The sequence below is a fragment of the Escherichia sp. AM3 genome (assembly GCF_032029835.1).
In the GTDB taxonomy this organism is placed as follows: domain Bacteria; phylum Pseudomonadota; class Gammaproteobacteria; order Enterobacterales; family Enterobacteriaceae; genus Escherichia; species Escherichia coli.
In genome coordinates this window covers 1-16,968 of record NZ_JAVUPQ010000079.1, presented here as the reverse complement: position 1 = coordinate 16,968, position 16,968 = coordinate 1, and the positions used below count along the sequence as shown (strand labels likewise).

17 protein-coding genes, 3 pseudogenes and 1 riboswitch are annotated in these 16,968 nt (G+C 48.6%); of the genes and pseudogenes, 9 read left to right on the top strand and 11 right to left on the bottom strand.

What is annotated here, in order from left to right:
* Nucleotides 1-75: 75 nt before the first annotated feature.
* From RTW80_RS20220 to ubiK, 4 genes and pseudogenes are all read right to left on the bottom strand, one after another.
* Nucleotides 76-477: pseudogene (locus RTW80_RS20220) on the bottom strand (molecular chaperone); the annotation flags it as partial.
* 21 nt (nucleotides 478-498) lie between these two features.
* Nucleotides 499-2,999: pseudogene (locus tag RTW80_RS20215) on the bottom strand (fimbria/pilus outer membrane usher protein).
* 59 nt (nucleotides 3,000-3,058) lie between these two features.
* Complete coding sequence (locus tag RTW80_RS20210; RefSeq protein ID WP_001272145.1) at nucleotides 3,059-3,610, bottom strand: fimbrial-like protein; 552 nt, start codon at nucleotides 3,608-3,610, stop codon at nucleotides 3,059-3,061.
* A 283-nt stretch (nucleotides 3,611-3,893) separates the two neighbouring features.
* A complete protein-coding gene (ubiK, locus tag RTW80_RS20205) occupies nucleotides 3,894-4,184 on the bottom strand; it encodes a ubiquinone biosynthesis accessory factor UbiK (RefSeq protein ID WP_001295626.1) in 291 nt (96 codons plus the stop codon).
* 121 nt (nucleotides 4,185-4,305) lie between these two features.
* A riboswitch (FMN riboswitch) is annotated at nucleotides 4,306-4,454 on the top strand.
* 103 nt (nucleotides 4,455-4,557) lie between these two features.
* Here ubiK and ribB point away from each other — a divergent pair.
* Together ribB and yqiD are read left to right on the top strand one after the other, a co-directional pair.
* The gene (ribB, locus tag RTW80_RS20200; RefSeq protein ID WP_001076997.1) at nucleotides 4,558-5,211 is read left to right on the top strand and encodes a 3,4-dihydroxy-2-butanone-4-phosphate synthase; all 654 of its coding nucleotides are present in this window, start codon (nucleotides 4,558-4,560) and stop codon (nucleotides 5,209-5,211) included.
* Between the two features lie 261 nt (nucleotides 5,212-5,472).
* Nucleotides 5,473-5,643 (top strand): protein YqiD, encoded by a 171-nt coding sequence (yqiD, locus tag RTW80_RS20195; RefSeq protein WP_000469266.1) that lies wholly within the window; start codon nucleotides 5,473-5,475, stop codon nucleotides 5,641-5,643.
* Between the two features lie 57 nt (nucleotides 5,644-5,700).
* On the opposite strand, the gene zupT is transcribed toward yqiD, so the two are convergent.
* On the bottom strand, nucleotides 5,701-6,474 hold the full coding sequence (gene zupT / locus RTW80_RS20190; protein ID WP_001295627.1) for a zinc transporter ZupT: 774 nt from the start codon (nucleotides 6,472-6,474) through the stop codon (nucleotides 5,701-5,703).
* 142 nt (nucleotides 6,475-6,616) lie between these two features.
* On the opposite strand from zupT, the gene ygiD reads away from it, so the two are divergent.
* A complete protein-coding gene (gene ygiD / locus RTW80_RS20185; RefSeq protein WP_001320780.1) occupies nucleotides 6,617-7,405 on the top strand; it encodes a 4,5-DOPA dioxygenase extradiol in 789 nt (262 codons plus the stop codon).
* A gap of 37 nt (nucleotides 7,406-7,442) precedes the next feature.
* Here ygiD and RTW80_RS20180 read toward each other — a convergent pair whose 3' ends face one another.
* The 3 genes from RTW80_RS20180 to tolC all read right to left on the bottom strand — a co-directional run bounded on the left by RTW80_RS20180 (nucleotide 7,443) and on the right by tolC (nucleotide 10,909).
* A complete protein-coding gene (locus RTW80_RS20180) occupies nucleotides 7,443-8,603 on the bottom strand; it encodes a glutathionylspermidine synthase family protein (protein WP_000442860.1) in 1,161 nt (386 codons plus the stop codon).
* A gap of 5 nt (nucleotides 8,604-8,608) precedes the next feature.
* A complete protein-coding gene (locus RTW80_RS20175; RefSeq protein ID WP_000831543.1) occupies nucleotides 8,609-9,280 on the bottom strand; it encodes a DUF1190 family protein in 672 nt (223 codons plus the stop codon).
* A 147-nt stretch (nucleotides 9,281-9,427) separates the two neighbouring features.
* Nucleotides 9,428-10,909: an outer membrane channel protein TolC gene (gene tolC, locus RTW80_RS20170; protein WP_000735278.1), complete on the bottom strand. Its 1,482-nt coding sequence runs from the start codon at nucleotides 10,907-10,909 to the stop codon at nucleotides 9,428-9,430.
* 204 nt (nucleotides 10,910-11,113) lie between these two features.
* On the opposite strand from tolC, the gene nudF reads away from it, so the two are divergent.
* Genes nudF through parE form a run of 5 tightly spaced genes read left to right on the top strand, consistent with a single transcriptional unit; the run spans nucleotide 11,114 to nucleotide 15,520 of the window.
* The gene (nudF, locus tag RTW80_RS20165) at nucleotides 11,114-11,743 is read left to right on the top strand and encodes an ADP-ribose diphosphatase (RefSeq protein ID WP_000917138.1); all 630 of its coding nucleotides are present in this window, start codon (nucleotides 11,114-11,116) and stop codon (nucleotides 11,741-11,743) included.
* Complete coding sequence (locus RTW80_RS20160) at nucleotides 11,744-12,166, top strand: DUF1249 family protein (protein ID WP_000833393.1); 423 nt, start codon at nucleotides 11,744-11,746, stop codon at nucleotides 12,164-12,166.
* A gap of 24 nt (nucleotides 12,167-12,190) precedes the next feature.
* Nucleotides 12,191-13,018 (top strand): 3',5'-cyclic-AMP phosphodiesterase, encoded by an 828-nt coding sequence (gene cpdA / locus RTW80_RS20155; RefSeq protein WP_032247754.1) that lies wholly within the window; start codon nucleotides 12,191-12,193, stop codon nucleotides 13,016-13,018.
* Entirely contained in the window at nucleotides 13,018-13,599 is a 582-nt protein-coding gene (gene yqiA, locus RTW80_RS20150; RefSeq protein WP_000105733.1) for an esterase YqiA, read from the top strand. The genes cpdA and yqiA overlap by 1 nt, the downstream gene beginning before the upstream one ends.
* 28 nt (nucleotides 13,600-13,627) lie before the next feature.
* Nucleotides 13,628-15,520: a DNA topoisomerase IV subunit B gene (gene parE / locus RTW80_RS20145; RefSeq protein WP_000195296.1), complete on the top strand. Its 1,893-nt coding sequence runs from the start codon at nucleotides 13,628-13,630 to the stop codon at nucleotides 15,518-15,520.
* 47 nt (nucleotides 15,521-15,567) lie between these two features.
* Here the strand turns inward: parE and RTW80_RS20140 are convergent, their stop codons facing one another.
* Together RTW80_RS20140 and mdaB are read right to left on the bottom strand one after the other, a co-directional pair.
* On the bottom strand, nucleotides 15,568-15,882 hold the full coding sequence (locus RTW80_RS20140) for a putative quinol monooxygenase (protein WP_000958598.1): 315 nt from the start codon (nucleotides 15,880-15,882) through the stop codon (nucleotides 15,568-15,570).
* Nucleotides 15,883-15,912: 30 nt separating this feature from the next.
* Nucleotides 15,913-16,494, bottom strand: coding sequence for an NADPH:quinone oxidoreductase MdaB (mdaB, locus tag RTW80_RS20135; RefSeq protein ID WP_032247753.1), 582 nt, complete (start codon nucleotides 16,492-16,494; stop codon nucleotides 15,913-15,915).
* A gap of 318 nt (nucleotides 16,495-16,812) precedes the next feature.
* Here mdaB and RTW80_RS20130 point away from each other — a divergent pair.
* Nucleotides 16,813-16,893: pseudogene (locus RTW80_RS20130) on the top strand (DUF2645 domain-containing protein); the annotation flags it as partial.
* Nucleotides 16,894-16,908: 15 nt separating this feature from the next.
* On the opposite strand, the gene RTW80_RS31545 reads toward RTW80_RS20130, so the two are convergent.
* On the bottom strand, nucleotides 16,909-16,968 hold a 60-nt coding region (locus RTW80_RS31545), incomplete at its 5' end, for an IS1 family transposase (protein ID WP_071528444.1).

The following is a 16,968-nucleotide window of genomic DNA, read 5'->3' as shown; positions in this document are numbered from 1 at the left end:
CTGATAGAAACAGAAGCCACTGGAGCACCTCAAAAACACCATCATACACTAAATCAGTAAGTTGGCAGCATCACCAGCGTGCTGCATAGTCACTTGCATCACATTTTTTTTATCTGTTTTTGGCGGTATTTCTCGCACGTTAAAATAGAACAGAGTTTCTCTGTCCTTAGGAAGTTGAGCAATTTTTTCCTGAGTTATCATTCTAATCTGAATTTGCTCATTGGGATTTAAACGCACCATAGGAGGAACCGTAACAATGAAGTCACGAGATTTATTGCCTTTCGTATCTTCTATCCATGTTTGGGCCAGATAGGGCAGTTTTTTACTTTGATTAGTAAGTTTTAATGCTTCGCCTTTATCTGACTCATTCATTATTATACGGGTACGATCCGGGATGATGGCACCCCAGGCAATGCTGTTCATGCAGGAGAGTAATACTCCTGCTGCAATGATATTCTTTGTATTTAAGTAGCGCATTAGTTTCATCCTGAATTAATTTTAGCTAATACACGGTAAAATAACCGTTCCGGTGGTTAAGTTGCTGCTATTGGGGGGGGTTGAATAAAACAAGATTTGTCACCCCAGTGTAAAGTAATTTTGCTGTCATCTTGAATGCCGTTGAGGTATACAAAGCCGCCATCAGCAACAAGTCCTAATTCTTTGTGGCTGGTTTCATCTTTTACGCTAATCCCCAGTGGTGGGTGACTACCATCTGCTAGGCGAATAATCCCCATGATTTGGTAGCCTTTGCGGGTATCAAGTTTGGCGTAGCCAATAGCACCCTCGGTTAAGGTGGTGGTGATAACCGAGTTTTCGATATCCACATTTTCTGGCAGATTTCGGGTGTCAACGCTTAATGATGTTGTTATGTAACTGCTGACTGATGGAATAACTCCGATGCCATAACGATTAGTTACCGCGCGTTTATTATTCAACTGAATATCTTCAGCGCCGTCTGCGTCGATCATAAAACGCGAGTCAGCACTACCACTATAGTCATGGAAAGCGGCGCCGTGGCGAGTTGCAGTGAATGAACCGTTCCAACTGGCATTCAGAGAATAGTAGCTGTCCCGCTGTGATGTACCGGAGAGATAGAGACGACCGTTCTCGGTATTATGCTGATAACTGGCGCGCAGTGACGCCTCCATATCTTTAAATTCGTCATTGTCGCCTGAAGCAGAAACGCTCCAGGAATTATTTCGATCGGAAGAGTCATACCACGAAGCAGTATGCGAAATGTTGTTATCCTGATTTCGTTGCATACCATAGCTCAATGTTCTACTGGTTCCCCAGGGAATTGAAATATTTAGGTACAGTTGATCCTGGTTGTCATCTTCCCAGTTTATTCGGCTAAATGTTAGTGAGGTGGATACGTTTTTTAATGGGCCGATATCAAAATCGCGGCTAAGTGATAATGAATAATTCACATTACTGCTGGCGTCCCAGTAAGTATTACGAGCCAGACTTACGTATGTATTTAATCTCAATGATTCAAGATACTGGTTAAACGTGACAATATAACTCTCTTTTTCATTCTGATAATTCGTGTAATGGTTAGTGTCATTGATATATTCATTCATCGACACAAAGTTTTTATCAGAGAAACGGTAGCCAGCGAAAGTGAGCTGGCTACCGGTAGATTCAAAACGTTTTGAATAGTTAGCACGGTAGCTATAACCCGTTTCTTTATTCTGATTATGTAACTGAGCATCAGATCGCGTGACATCAAAGGATAATGAGCCCAACGAGTTAAGGTTAAAACCAACTCCGGTAGCCAGGGATTGATAATCACGGTTTGTTAATACTGAACCACCATACAGGGATACGTTGTTCAGCCAACCCCATGAGAATTCACCGGTCCAGAAGAAGGGCTGTTGTAAGGAATCGCCGCCAACGCTGGTCGGTTTCCCCATTGCAGTAGTGTAGCGAATCTGCCCTTTACGCGTCAGATAAGGAATGCTATTAGATGCAACTTGCCATTGCGTGACGCGCCCGTCCTCTTCTTCAACCTTGACGTCCAGTTGCCCCTGTAATGTATTGAATAAATTGGTAATAGAAAATGGGCCTGGAGGAACGTTTTCTTGATAAATAATACGGTTGTTCTGTGAGACAGTGACCTTTGCATTCGTTTGTGCGACCCCCGTGATTTGCGGTGCGTAACCACGTAGATCTGGCGGTAACATGTTTTCATCACTTTTCAACGAAATGCCAGAAAAATGGAAAGAGTCGAAAATAGACGATTCGGTATCGTATTGACCTATAGTTAGTTTTGCATTAATTGCTGGGATTGGGCGAAACAAATAAATACGCGGAAAATCCAGGTTGTTCGCCTGGCTTTTGCCATTGTTAAATGACTGATCGTACTGGTAATCAGTACGCAGGCGCCAGGCCCCAAGATTAACCCTAGCCTGCCCATAGGAACTTATATTTTGTGAATTATCGCCCTGATGTGGTGCATAATGAGAGGCATATAAATTGTAGTCAAGAAATGCCCCAGCAATACCATGATCCCAAAGTTCAGGAGGCGTCCAGTTTGCATCTTTGTATTTTAACCATGCCTGAGGTGCAGATATGGATAATTGCATTTTCCCTTTATCGAGATAAGTTGTAATTTGTTTTTCTTTTTCGATAGGGTAACAACCATCGATCAGGTTTTGCTGAGCCTCTTCAATAATCTCATCAGTAAAGCCTAATAATGTTAATTGCTCTGGAGTCAGACAAACTGCAGTTTGGTTATCAATTAATACCCATTGCAGGTCCAGATGGATTGGCGTCCTCTTATTATTAATCAGAGTGCTTAGTGAATATTTGCCGACGGGTAATTGGCCATCAGTTTCAAATTGGGAAAGGTTAACGTTTTCACGATCTTCGGCTTCGATTAAATCTTTGTTGAATTCAACGGCATAAGCTGACGCACAACCAATGATGATAACGGATAATGAACAATAAATATTTTTAATCAATTCGCTTATTGTGGTTAATTTTAATTTTTTATACATCTGATCCACTTATCATTAATCCGTTAATGATGTGGCCGGGTGAACCCGGCCAAATGCGATTACTCGTAAGCAATCTTGTAGTCAGCCTGAGCGTAAACGTTGCCCGGGGTGGCATCTTTGCTTGGGGATTCCATACGAGCTTTGAAATTCAGTTCCTGATAGCTGTTGGTATTGTTGAACGTAATTACTACCGGAGTACCTAAAGTTACTTCGCCGCTCTGGCTGTCCAGAATACGTACGCCAACGCCAGTGGCGCCGCCGATTTCAGTTTCTTTGGTATTTTTCAGAAGATCAGACTGACCCGTCATGGTATTTGCTGTAGTGAAAGTAACCTTCGCTTTTGAATAAGTAGTTCCACCCTGACTCAGCATGCAGTCCTGCAGGTGAATAGTGAAAGGTTCCGCCAAAGATTTCTGATCGCTTTTCAGTACGGTATCTGCTACTTCACCCAGATTTACAGTTAAATCTTCGTCACCTGGTTTAATAGAACATGGAGCAGAGATAACTTCACCTTTAAATTTAACAATACCGTGACCTTCATCAGCAAACACGTTATTGGAAAGAATCATTGCTACACCAGCAACAAGAAGTGACTTTTTAAAAGCAGACATAATATTCCTTTATATAAAGATAAGTAAAAAAGAGAATGATTAGTAACTGTTATTTAAGGACTACCAATCATTAAAATATTATATTTTGTTTTGTGATTTTTATAAAATTAGTTTATCTAAATATAGATTAAGTAAAACTTAAAGAATACATAACAATTATATTTTCAATTGCAATCATTCATTTTTGTGATGATACTCTGAATGGGATTAAGCGATAATGTAATAGAAAACACTGTAAATTAGAGGATTAATTCATAATTTACAGTGCATTAAAGACAAATGTTTACAGCGTTGGGGGGAGAGTCTCTGGATCTGGCTGCTTTTTGATCTCAGTACTGCGATTTTCCAGTTCGCTGATTCTTTGTTCAAGCAGCGCCAGTTTCTCACGAGTCCGTAACAGGACTTGCGTTTGGACGTCGAACTCTTCACGGCTTACAAGGTCGAGGCGCGTCAGCTGCGCTTGTAGGGTTTGGCGGATTTTTTTCTCCACATCTTCCCCGAACTCCCTGATTCCTTTAGGCATTGATTCGTGAACCTGGCGAGCGATTTGCTCAATTTTTTTCGGGTCAATCATTGTAGTTTCCCTGTACTGATAGGTGTTGAGTGCCATTGTAGTGCGATAAGGGTAAGTCATAAACCAGAATTATGTGAAGCTATGCGTTGCTGCCGCTAATCATTAGCGTTATAGTGAATCCGCTTATTCTCAGGGCGGGGCGAAATTCCCCACCGGCGGTAAATCAACTTGGTTGAAAGCCCGCGAGCGCTTTGAGTGCGAACTCAAAGGACAGCAGATCCGGTGTAATTCCGGGGCCGACGGTTAGAGTCCGGATGGGAGAGAGTAACGATTCTGTCGGGCATGGACCCGCTCACGTTATTTTGGCTATATGCCGCCACTCCTAAGACTGCCCTGATTCTGGTAACCATAATTTTAGTGAGGTTTTTTTACCATGAATCAGACGCTACTTTCCTCTTTTGGTACGCCTTTCGAACGTGTTGAAAATGCACTGGCTGCGCTGCGTGAAGGACGCGGTGTAATGGTGCTTGATGATGAAGACCGTGAAAACGAAGGCGATATGATCTTCCCGGCAGAAACCATGACCGTTGAGCAGATGGCGCTGACCATTCGCCACGGTAGCGGTATTGTTTGCCTGTGCATCACTGAAGATCGCCGTAAACAACTTGATCTGCCAATGATGGTAGAAAATAACACCAGCGCCTATGGCACCGGTTTTACCGTGACCATTGAAGCGGCTGAAGGTGTGACTACCGGTGTTTCTGCCGCTGATCGTATTACGACCGTTCGCGCAGCGATTGCCGATGGCGCAAAACCTTCTGATCTGAATCGCCCGGGCCACGTTTTCCCACTTCGCGCGCAGGCAGGTGGTGTACTGACGCGTGGCGGTCATACTGAAGCGACTATTGATTTGATGACGCTGGCAGGCTTTAAACCGGCTGGTGTGCTGTGTGAGCTGACTAATGACGATGGCACGATGGCGCGTGCACCAGAGTGCATTGAGTTTGCCAATAAACACAACATGGCGCTCGTGACTATTGAAGACTTGGTGGCATACCGTCAGGCACATGAGCGTAAAGCCAGCTGAAAACCGCTGCTTAATTTACTGCCTTAATCAAGAAACCGAAGTTGTAGCAGGCTTCGGTTTTTATTTTTCCCTGCTATGCAAGATGTTAATTCCGCTTCTCTTTCTATGAGAAAATTTCATTAATATCAGGCATTCTTTTTCATTATGATCAAAATCATATAATTGTTCCGTTATTATGCGACCATATGAATATATCCGAAAAAGGATATGTGAAATTTATGCGCTAAATGTTTAGTATTGTTAAATATTAAGGGTAAAAGGATGTTTATCGCCTGGTACTGGATTGTATTGATTGCTCTGGTTGTGGTGGGTTATTTCCTGCATTTGAAACGTTATTGTCGGGCGTTTCGCCAGGACAGAGACGCACTGCTTGAAGCGCGGAACAAATACTTAAACAGTACGAGAGAAGAGACAGCCGAAAAGGTAGAATAAGGCTTTCGTGAAGCTGGCAGAAGTTGTCCATGTGCTGGACAACTTCTGATGTTGTTTTTAACCAATTCCCGCCGTTTGTAGCAGCACTAAACTGAATCCCATCACTGACATTCCACATAGTACGCCATAGCTGGGGTTATTATTAGGGTCAATCTCTTTGGCGAGCGGCATTAATTCATCAACCGAGAGCGCCACCATAATTCCTGCAACCGCCGCCATGATTGCCGCCATGACCACCGGGGAAATCATGCTACCGAGGATTAACCACGCCAGCACACCACCAAGAATTTCTGCCAATCCAGAAATCCCCGCCCACAGAATTGCCGTGCGTTTAGAACCCGTTGCTGCATAAACCGGGCCTGCAACCGCCAGACCTTCAGGAATATTGTGCAACGCGACGGCCAGTGCGATGCCAAATCCCAGCTCCAGGTTGCTGCTCGCCGTGACAAAGGTGGCAATCCCTTCCGGGAAGTTATGCAGACTGATGCCGAGAGTGAGCAGAATGGCTGTGCGCTTGATCGATTTTGGCAACGGCTGCACCGATTTTTGCATTAAATCCTGCGGATGAGCATGTGGCAACATGCGGTCCAGGCCAAAATAGCCAAGCAGACCGAAGATAAACATTCCATAACCCAACACAGGCGACATTCCTTCAGCTGCTAGTGCGGCAGGAAGCATTTCCATTAATGAGATGAGCAACATGATCCCCGCCGCAAAACCTAGCGAAAACGCCAGTAAGCGGTTCGAGGGTTTTTGCCCGAGAACGCCGAGAAACGCGCCAATAAACGTGGCTGCCCCCGCCAGTATGGTCAGAATGAGAGGTACTGACATCGACAACTCCTTATAAATCTTCACCTTCAGGCAGATCGTCAAAATAACTGATGATCATCATCATTGTTATCCGGGTTCTTACTCCGCCGAACAAGCGTATTGTGAGGATATCAAAATGACACCTTTAGTTAAGGATATCATCATGTCTTCAACACGTATGCCAGCATTGTTTTTAGGTCACGGTAGTCCGATGAACGTGCTGGAAGATAATTTGTATACCCGCAGCTGGCAGAAGTTGGGGATGACATTGCCACGCCCGCAAGCGATTGTGGTGGTTTCGGCTCACTGGTTTACCCGTGGAACAGGAGTGACCGCGATGGAGACGCCGCCCACGATTCATGACTTTGGTGGCTTCCCGCAGGCGCTGTACGATACGCATTATCCTGCTCCGGGTTCGCCTGCGCTGGCACAGCGTCTGGTTGAGCTGTTAGCGCCGATCCCGGTGACGCTGGATAAAGAAGCCTGGGGCTTTGACCACGGCTCGTGGGGCGTGCTGATTAAGATGTATCCTGACGCTGATATCCCGATGGTGCAGTTGAGTATCGACAGTAGCAAACCTGCCGCCTGGCATTTCGAAATGGGGCGCAAACTGGCAGCGCTGCGAGATGAAGGAATAATGTTGGTCGCCAGCGGTAACGTGGTGCATAACCTGCGCACAGTGAAGTGGCACGGTGATAGTTCACCGTATCCGTGGGCGACGTCGTTTAATGAGTATGTGAAAGCGAATCTGACGTGGCAAGGGCCAGTGGAACAACATCCTCTGGTGAATTACCTCGACCATGAAGGTGGCACGTTATCGAACCCAACGCCAGAGCATTATTTGCCGTTGTTGTATGTGTTAGGTGCGTGGGATGGGCAGGAGCCAATTACCATTCCGGTTGAGGGTATAGAAATGGGCAGCCTGAGTATGCTGTCGGTGCAGATAGGCTAACAATTACCGGATGGCGAGTGCCATCCGGTATCGTGGCTTATTCAACAAAAATATGTGGATAAAACCGAGACATATCCTGGGTGATCAATGCACGGTCTTCACGAATGCCAATTCCGGCGGGTTGATCGTTCACCAGCCAGCTACCAATCAGCATATAGCTGTCGCCGAATTTCGGTAACGGGTGGAATTGCTGAACAATCATTCCTTCTTCGCCATACGGACCTTCCGCTGCTTCAATGGTTTTGCCGTTCTCAATGATCGACACGTTTGCGCCTTCACGGGAGAAGATCGGCTTAACCACATATTTTTCCATTTGCGGATGATCATCTTCCGCAAAATAAGCGGGCAGCAGGTTCGGGTGATTCGGGAACATCTCCCACAACAGCGGTAGAAGTGCCTTGTTGGAGATAATGCTCTTCCACGCCGGTTCCAGCCAGCGTACGCCTGCATCCTCCAGCTTGGTGGAGAACATCTCACGCAGCATAAACTCCCACGGATACAGCTTGAACAGGTTGGAAATAACCTGATCCTGTAAATCCGTGAACTGACCTTTTTCACCTAACCCGATATCATCGATGTAGAGGAACTCAGTAGCAATTTCAGCTTCCGTTGCGCAGTCCTGCAAATACTGAATGGTTCCGCGATCTTCCACCGTGTCGCGACAGCAGGTGAGATGCAGCAACTGGAAGCCATACTGTTCACGCAGCTCAACGAAGCGATCGATCAGTTTTTCTTGCAGACTGTTAAACTGGTCGCTGCCCTCCGGCAAGTTACCGGCGTTAAGCTGATCTTCCAGCCAGATCCACTGAAAGAACGCCGCCTCGTATAGTGACGTTGGCGTATCGGCGTTATTTTCCAGAAGTTTAGGTTCACCAGTGCCATCCCACGCCAGATCAAGACGAGAATAAAGCGATGGCTGGTGCGTCAGCCATGACTGGCGCACAAAACTCCAGGTGTGTTTTGGAATGCGGAATTTGGTCATCAGCTCATCGCTGGCGATCACTTTTTCCACCACTTTCAGGCACATCTGGTGCAGTTCGGCGGTGACTTCTTCCAGCTTTTCAACCTGGGCGAGGGTCAACTTGTAGTAAGCATCTTCACACCAGTACGGCTCGCCGTACATGGTGTGAAAATTGAAACCGTATTCGTGGGCTTTCTCACGCCAGTCCGGGCGCTCGGTAATACTGACTCTTTCCATCGGTATCAGCCACCCATTGAACGAGAAGAGGTACCGGTTGCACTACGCTGCATAGTGCTTTGTTTGGCAACAGATTCACCAAAACCGCCACGGGTAACGGTAGTGGTGGTCGCCGGTTTTGGTGCCATTGCCGTCTTCGGTACGGTCATGGTGCGGCCTGGCTGGGCTGCGCCATAGTTTTTACCCGTCGCGTCGGTATATTTACCGTAAGCCGGACTGGCTGGGTTTTTCGAGGAGAACAGCGGCTGCTGTGCAAATCCCGCGCCGCCGCCCATCAGACGCCCCATCATGTAACCGGCCATCAGCGGCATCCAGAAACTCCCGCTGGATTGCTGGGCCTGCGCCTGGTTTTCTGGTGCCATGCCAGCCTGGGCTGGTGCCTGCTGGCACTGACCTTCACCAAATTCAGCAACACAGTCTTCACGGGTGGCGTATTTCGGCGCAGTACGTTCGGCTTCTTTCAGCGCATTGTTGTACGCGGTGGTACATTCGGCGCTTTTGCCTGGGTTTGCAGCTGAACAGTCGTCAGCATTTTGATAGAGAGACACTGTTTCATCACTCTTTTCACAGCCAGCCAGCATAAAAACAGTGGCAACCGCGAGAGCGACTGGTGTCAGATGGCGTGCGCTCCAGTTTTTGCGGAACGATGCGTGGCGTATGGATTTTGTCCGTTTCATTTTTGTCTTCCGGGACCAGTGGTAAATACCCATCAGAATAGAGGATGGCTGGTCGAAATTGAAGCGAGAAGGGGGAAGAATGCGGCAGATAACCCGTATCTTTACGTTGCCTTACGTTCAGACGGGGCCGAAGCCCCGTCGTCGTCATCAGTTACGGAAAGGGTTATGACCGTTACTGGTGGTAGTGCGTGCGGATGTTTGCTGAACGACGGGGGCCGGGCTATCAGGCGCATAACCATCAGCAATAGCATTCTGTTCCGGCGTTTGCGGGGCAACGTTTTCCGGATTAGTGGAAACCGGTTTGCTCAGCGCATTGTTCAGTGCCAGCAGATCCTGCTCGTTCAACGTACCCAGGGCTGACTTAATATTCAGCTGATTAATCAGGTAGTTATAACGCGCATTCGCCAGCTCTTGCTTGGCGTTGTACAACGTGGTGGTCGCATCCAACACATCAACAATGGTACGCGTACCGACCGAGTAGCCCGCTTCCATCGCGTCTAATGAGCTTTGAGCGGAAACTACGGCTTGTTTGTAGGCGTTAATGCTACTGATAGATGCATTAATGTTGTTGAAGGAGGAACGCACGGTCTGCACGACGCTACGATGGGCACTTTCCAGTTGCTCGCTGGCACCGACAAAGTTGTACTGTGCCTGTTTCACCTGCGAGTTAACCATTCCGCCCTGATAAATCGGCAGCGAGAAGCTCAGGCCAACTTTGTTCTGGCCCATATTGCTATCGTCATACTGGGTACCAGCGGCACCACGGGTTTTCGAACCGCTATAAGAGGTGTCAGAAATCCCGGTAGAAGCCGTTAAATCCAGAGTCGGTAAGTGACCATCCTGCGCCTGGCGAATTTGCTCGCGCGCCAGGTCCTGGCTCAAGCGTGCCTGTAACAGCGACAGGTTGCGTTTTTCGGCTTCTTTCAGCAGCGCGTTAACCGGCTGTGGTTTGTCGGTTTTAAAGTTTTCGACATTCAGCGCAGCCAGTTCCGGATAGTAGTTACCGGTGATCTGGCGCAGCTGCTCTACCGCGTTATCAAGGTTATTACGTGCGGTCACTTCGTTCGCCAGCACGGTATCGTACTGTGCGCGGGCGTTCTGCACGTCGGTGATCGCTACCAGGCCCACGTTAAAACGTTGGGTGGTTTGATCTAATTGACGGTAGATCGCTTCTTTTTGTGCCTGTGTATAGGAAAGAACGTCAATAGCATTCAACACGTTGAAATAAGCGGTCGCGGTGTTGAGGATCAAGGTTTGCTGATCGGTCTGATACGTGACGTCCTGAATCCCTGCTGCTTTTTCCTGCAGCGTTAACGCACGCCATTTCGACATATCAAAAATGGATTGAGTTAACTGCAAGGACGCACTGGTCGCGTTAGAGTTGATGCCGTTCGCGTCGCGGTAGCCGTTGCTATAGGTGTAATCTGCACCTAAACCTAGCTGTGGCAGTAATGGACTGCGCGCTTCATTAATTTTTTCAAAGGCAGCATCACGATCGGCGGCAGACTTACGCAATTCCGGGTTACTAAGGCGTGCTTGCTGATAAACTTGCATCAGGTTCTCGGCCTGGCTCAACGAACTGAACCCAGAAAGGCTCAGGCCGATAAGAATGGGGAGCAATTTCTTCATTTGCATTCCTTGTGGTGAAGCAGTATTTAGCGCGATCAAACTGTAAAATTATTGCGGATTCTAGCAGAAGCCGCTACCGCAAAAGGTTGGCGTTACGTGCCATAGGGCGTTAATGTGCCTCAATTTAACACATGACTGCTCAAACGGCAGTCAAACGTCGCTGAAATTCACATTTAATTCACTATTAGTGCCAGGACATTAACAATGCTTAAGCCAGACAGCCTGCCCGTTACATTTGGCAAAAACGATGTAGAAATTATTGCACGAGAAACACTTTATCGCGGCTTTTTTTCATTAGATCTTTATAGATTTCGTCATCGTTTATTCAACGGGCAAATGAGTCATGAGGTACGGCGGGAAATTTTTGAGCGCGGTCACGCCGCAGTCTTGCTACCCTTTGACCCAGTGCGTGATGAAGTTGTGCTGATTGAGCAGATTCGGATTGCCGCATACGACACCAGTGAAACCCCCTGGCTACTGGAGATGGTTGCCGGGATGATTGAAGAGGGTGAAAGTGTGGAAGATGTTGCCCGTCGCGAAGCGATTGAAGAGGCGGGACTGATAGTCAAACGGACCAAACCGGTGTTAAGTTTCCTGGCAAGCCCGGGAGGCACCAGTGAGCGTTCGTCAATTATGGTGGGCGAAGTGGACGCCACGACCGCAAGCGGTATTCATGGTCTGGCTGATGAAAACGAAGATATTCGCGTTCATGTGGTAAGCCGGGAACAGGCATACCAGTGGGTAGAAGAGGGGAAAATCGACAACGCAGCGTCGGTCATCGCTTTGCAATGGCTGCAGCTGCATCATCAAGCGTTAAAAAATGAGTGGGCATAAATGAAGCGTTACACACCTGACTTTCCTGAAATGATGCGCCTGTGCGAGATGAACTTTTCACAATTGCGCCGTTTGTTACCGCGCAATGACGCACCCGGCGAAACTGTAAGCTATCAGGTGGCAAACGCACAATATCGGCTGACGATTGTGGAATCGACCCGATACACTACCCTGGTGACAATAGAACAGACTGCGCCCGCGATCAGTTACTGGAGCCTTCCGTCAATGACGGTGCGTCTGTATCATGACGCGATGGTGGCTGAAGTGTGTTCAAGCCAGCAGATTTTTCGCTTCAAAGCGCGGTATGATTATCCTAATAAAAAGTTGCATCAACGCGACGAAAAGCATCAAATTAACCAGTTTTTAGCGGACTGGTTGCGATACTGTTTAGCACATGGAGCGATGGCGATTCCGGTTTACTAGCGTCGTGAAACCTAAGGACACCATTTGGAAAGCCTGTTAACCCTTCCTCTGGCTGGTGAGGTCAGAGTCAGGATTTTACAAATTACCGATACTCACCTGTTTGCACAAAAGCACGAAGCCCTGTTAGGGGTAAACACCTGGGAAAGCTACCAGGCGGTGCTGGAGGCGATTCGTCCACACCAGCACGAATTCGACCTGATTGTCGCGACAGGTGATTTAGCGCAGGATCAATCCTCTGCGGCCTATCAGCATTTCGCTGAAGGCATCGCAAGTTTTCGTGCGCCCTGCGTCTGGCTGCCTGGCAACCACGATTTCCAGCCCGCGATGTACAGCGCGTTACAGGATGCGGGTATCTCCCCGGCGAAGCGCGTGTTTATTGGTGAGCAATGGCAAATCCTGTTGCTGGATAGCCAGGTGTTTGGCGTGCCGCACGGTGAGCTGAGCGAGTTTCAGCTTGAGTGGCTGGAACGTAAACTGGCCGATGCGCCAGAACGCCATACGTTGCTGCTGCTGCATCATCATCCGCTACCTGCGGGTTGTAGTTGGCTCGATCAACACAGTCTGCGTAACGCGGGCGAACTGGATACCGTGCTGGCGAAGTTTCCGCACGTCAAATACTTGCTGTGCGGTCATATTCATCAGGAGCTGGATCTCGACTGGAACGGTCGCCGCCTGCTGGCAACGCCGTCGACCTGTGTGCAGTTTAAGCCGCACTGTTCCAACTTTACGCTGGACACCATCGCGCCCGGCTGGCGTACTCTCGAGTTACATGCTGATGGCACGCTGACCACCGAGGTGCATCGCCTGGCGGACACACGTTTCCAACCTGATACCGCTTCAGAAGGCTACTGATGTCTACGCTTCTTTATTTACACGGTTTCAACAGCTCGCCGCGCTCTGCAAAAGCGAGCTTGTTAAAAAACTGGCTGGCGGAACATCACCCTGACGTTGAGATGATCATTCCGCAGTTGCCGCCGTATCCTTCCGACGCGGCAGAACTGCTGGAATCCATTGTCCTGGAACATGGCGGCGATTCGCTGGGTATTGTCGGTTCGTCACTGGGGGGATATTACGCCACCTGGTTGTCGCAATGTTTTATGCTGCCCGCAGTGGTGGTAAACCCGGCGGTACGCCCGTTTGAACTGCTGACGGACTATCTCGGTCAGAACGAGAACCCCTACACCGGGCAGCAATATGTGCTAGAGTCACGCCATATTTACGATCTCAAAGTCATGCAGATTGACCCGCTGGAAGCGCCGGATTTGATCTGGCTGCTGCAACAGACGGGAGATGAAGTGCTGGATTACCGCCAGGCGGTGGCGTACTACGCTTCCTGCCGCCAGACTGTCATAGAAGGCGGCAACCACGCATTCACGGGCTTCGAAGATTATTTCAACCCGATCGTCGATTTTCTTGGTCTGCACCATCTCTGACGATCAACTCGAATTGCTAACTTAAACCATGACGCAAACTTATAACGCTGATGCCATTGAGGTACTCACCGGGCTTGAGCCGGTTCGCCGCCGTCCGGGGATGTATACCGATACCACTCGCCCTAACCATTTGGGGCAAGAAGTTATTGATAACAGTGTCGATGAAGCACTGGCGGGTCACGCAAAACGCGTGGACGTAATCTTACATGCTGACCAGTCGTTAGAAGTGATTGACGATGGGCGCGGGATGCCGGTGGATATTCACCCGGAAGAGGGTGTACCGGCGGTTGAACTGATTCTTTGCCGTTTGCACGCGGGCGGTAAATTCTCTAACAAAAATTACCAGTTCTCTGGCGGCCTGCATGGCGTGGGGATTTCGGTGGTTAACGCCCTGTCGAAGCGCGTTGAAGTTAACGTGCGCCGCGATGGTCAGGTTTATAACATCGCCTTTGAAAATGGCGAAAAGGTGCAGGATTTACAGGTTGTCGGCACTTGCGGTAAACGCAATACCGGTACCAGCGTGCACTTCTGGCCGGATGAAACCTTCTTTGACAGCCCGCGATTTTCTGTTTCACGCCTGACGCATGTGCTGAAAGCCAAAGCGGTACTGTGCCCCGGCGTTGAGATTACCTTTAAAGATGAGATCAACAACACCGAACAGCGCTGGTGCTATCAGGACGGTCTGAATGATTACCTGGCGGAAGCGGTAAACGGTTTACCGACGCTGCCAGAAAAACCGTTTATCGGTAATTTCGCTGGTGATACTGAAGCTGTGGACTGGGCGCTACTGTGGCTGCCGGAAGGCGGTGAACTGCTGACCGAAAGCTACGTCAACCTTATCCCAACGATGCAGGGCGGTACGCACGTTAACGGTCTGCGTCAGGGCCTGTTGGACGCGATGCGTGAGTTCTGTGAATACCGCAACATTCTGCCGCGCGGTGTAAAGTTGTCGGCGGAAGATATCTGGGATCGCTGCGCCTATGTGCTGTCAGTAAAAATGCAGGATCCGCAGTTTGCCGGGCAGACCAAAGAGCGTCTCTCTTCGCGTCAGTGCGCGGCATTCGTTTCTGGCGTGGTGAAAGATGCCTTTATCCTGTGGCTGAACCAGAACGTTCAGGCGGCGGAGTTGCTGGCAGAGATGGCGATTTCCAGCGCCCAGCGTCGTATGCGTGCGGCTAAGAAAGTGGTGCGTAAAAAGCTGACCAGCGGCCCGGCGCTGCCTGGCAAACTGGCTGACTGTACCGCGCAGGATCTTAACCGTACCGAACTGTTCCTTGTGGAAGGTGACTCTGCAGGCGGATCTGCCAAGCAGGCGCGCGATCGCGAATATCAGGCGATCATGCCACTGAAAGGTAAGATCCTTAACACCTGGGAAGTTTCTTCCGACGAAGTGCTGGCCTCGCAGGAAGTGCATGATATTTCGGTAGCGATCGGTATCGATCCTGACAGCGACGATCTGAGCCAGCTTCGTTATGGCAAAATCTGTATCCTCGCGGATGCGGACTCTGATGGTCTGCACATTGCCACGCTGCTCTGCGCTTTGTTCGTAAAACACTTCCGCGCGTTGGTGAAACACGGTCACGTTTACGTCGCACTGCCACCGCTCTACCGTATTGATCTCGGGAAAGAGGTTTATTACGCGCTGACGGAAGAAGAGAAAGAAGGCGTACTTGAGCAATTAAAACGCAAGAAAGGCAAGCCGAACGTCCAGCGTTTTAAAGGTCTCGGGGAAATGAACCCGATGCAATTGCGCGAAACCACGCTTGATCCGAACACTCGCCGTCTGGTGCAGTTGACTATCGATGATGAAGACGATCAGCGTACTGACGCGATGATGGATATGCTGCTGGCGAAGAAACGCTCGGAAGATCGCCGCAACTGGTTGCAAGAGAAAGGCGACATGGCGGAGATTGAGGTTTAAAGGAAAGAACATTGCCCGGTCAGGATGGCCGGGCAAACAAGGCAGGATTAAATCCCTGGCTGCAGAATACGGATATTCATCTCCAGCACGTCGCCTTTTACGGCTTCGCTATACGCCTTCATGTGCGGGGTTTGCAGATGCGCTTCAAGGTGCGCGATGCTTTCCCACTGCTCAATCATCACGATAGAATCCGGTGCCATAGACTGGAAACTCACGCCAGCAGCGCAATCCACCATTGGCGCATAGCCGTGGCAACCTTCTTCTTTCAGTACGGTTGGAACGATTTTAGCAAACTGATCCAATACCGCCTGACGGTGATGTTGACCAGGACGAGTACGGATTTCTGCGATTACGGTAAGCATGGTTAACTCCTTCTAAAGCCTGAGCTCTAGTTAACCAAAAATTTCCACAAGATGCTTGCGATATTCTTCAGTATAGCGGGGAACATCAGGCATTTTTATCACGTCATTAGCGATAAATGTCGGCAGCGGTTCCATACCGAGGAATTGGTTTGCTTTATGGAACGGCAGATACACACCGTCAACGCCAACGCCGTGGAAGAACTGATCTTTTTCGGTGAAGGCTTCCATTGGTGCGTTCCAGGTCAGAGAAAGCATATATTTTTTGCCCTGTACCAGGCCGCCGGAACCGTATTTTTTCGACGGATCTTTGCGGGTACGACCATCGCTGGCATACAGCGTCCCGTGACCTTCGGTGAATACATCATCAATGTATTTTTTCACTGTCCACGGCGCGCCCATCCACCAGCCTGGCATCTGCCAGATCACCACATCAGCCCAGAGAAAGTTTTGTACTTCCGCTTTGACATCGTAGTCGCTGTCGGCGCGAACGATGCGAACATCATGCCCGAGGTCGCGCAGTGTGCCATCCACGACTTCGGTCAGGGTGTCGTTCAGTTGACCATTGGAGTGGGCGAATTTTTTCGCGCCGTTGATAATCAGGATGTTGCTCATTTTTTAACCTCAAAGTGAGATGTTTGCCGACTATAGTACGTCACAGAGCGGTACGGTGAAATTAGCAAAATGTGCAAAGTCTTTTGCGAATTTAGCAAAAGTCTGATCTAGCTCTGACTCACCGATGCAGGATAAATATTTTCTGAAAATGACAATACTGATAGCCATTCCTCATAATTCTTACTCGCACCGGAATAATTTACACGTTTGGTTCGGTTTTTTTGGGGATTGAAAATATGGCTTTGAATAAGTAAAAGATGAAAGTATCAACGTGTCATGTTGATAATTATAAATGGATTTTTATGAGCGTACTGATATATGTTAAAGCAGAAAATTAAAACAATATTTGAAGCATTGCTATATATAATGCTTACTTATTGGTTAATAGACTCTTTTTTTGGTAATGACTCCAACTTATTGATAGTGTTTTATGTTCAGATAATGCCCGATGACTTTGTCATGCAGCTCCACCGA

What these genes read in the sequence shown, in the direction of transcription:
- tolC (WP_000735278.1), bottom strand. Translation starts at nt 10,909, where the DNA reads ATGAAGAAATTGCTCCCCATTCTTATCGGCCTGAGCCTTTCTGGGTTC.
- yqiA (WP_000105733.1), top strand. Translation starts at nt 13,018, where the DNA reads ATGTCTACGCTTCTTTATTTACACGGTTTCAACAGCTCGCCGCGCTCT.
- RTW80_RS20180 (WP_000442860.1), bottom strand. Translation starts at nt 8,603, where the DNA reads ATGGAAAGAGTCAGTATTACCGAGCGCCCGGACTGGCGTGAGAAAGCC.
- RTW80_RS20160 (WP_000833393.1), top strand. Translation starts at nt 11,744, where the DNA reads ATGAAGCGTTACACACCTGACTTTCCTGAAATGATGCGCCTGTGCGAG.
- RTW80_RS20140 (WP_000958598.1), bottom strand. Translation starts at nt 15,882, where the DNA reads ATGCTTACCGTAATCGCAGAAATCCGTACTCGTCCTGGTCAACATCAC.
- parE (WP_000195296.1), top strand. Translation starts at nt 13,628, where the DNA reads ATGACGCAAACTTATAACGCTGATGCCATTGAGGTACTCACCGGGCTT.
- ygiD (WP_001320780.1), top strand. Translation starts at nt 6,617, where the DNA reads ATGTCTTCAACACGTATGCCAGCATTGTTTTTAGGTCACGGTAGTCCG.
- ubiK (WP_001295626.1), bottom strand. Translation starts at nt 4,184, where the DNA reads ATGATTGACCCGAAAAAAATTGAGCAAATCGCTCGCCAGGTTCACGAA.
- zupT (WP_001295627.1), bottom strand. Translation starts at nt 6,474, where the DNA reads ATGTCAGTACCTCTCATTCTGACCATACTGGCGGGGGCAGCCACGTTT.
- nudF (WP_000917138.1), top strand. Translation starts at nt 11,114, where the DNA reads ATGCTTAAGCCAGACAGCCTGCCCGTTACATTTGGCAAAAACGATGTA.
- RTW80_RS20210 (WP_001272145.1), bottom strand. Translation starts at nt 3,610, where the DNA reads ATGTCTGCTTTTAAAAAGTCACTTCTTGTTGCTGGTGTAGCAATGATT.
- mdaB (WP_032247753.1), bottom strand. Translation starts at nt 16,494, where the DNA reads ATGAGCAACATCCTGATTATCAACGGCGCGAAAAAATTCGCCCACTCC.
- ribB (WP_001076997.1), top strand. Translation starts at nt 4,558, where the DNA reads ATGAATCAGACGCTACTTTCCTCTTTTGGTACGCCTTTCGAACGTGTT.
- yqiD (WP_000469266.1), top strand. Translation starts at nt 5,473, where the DNA reads ATGTTTATCGCCTGGTACTGGATTGTATTGATTGCTCTGGTTGTGGTG.
- RTW80_RS20175 (WP_000831543.1), bottom strand. Translation starts at nt 9,280, where the DNA reads ATGAAACGGACAAAATCCATACGCCACGCATCGTTCCGCAAAAACTGG.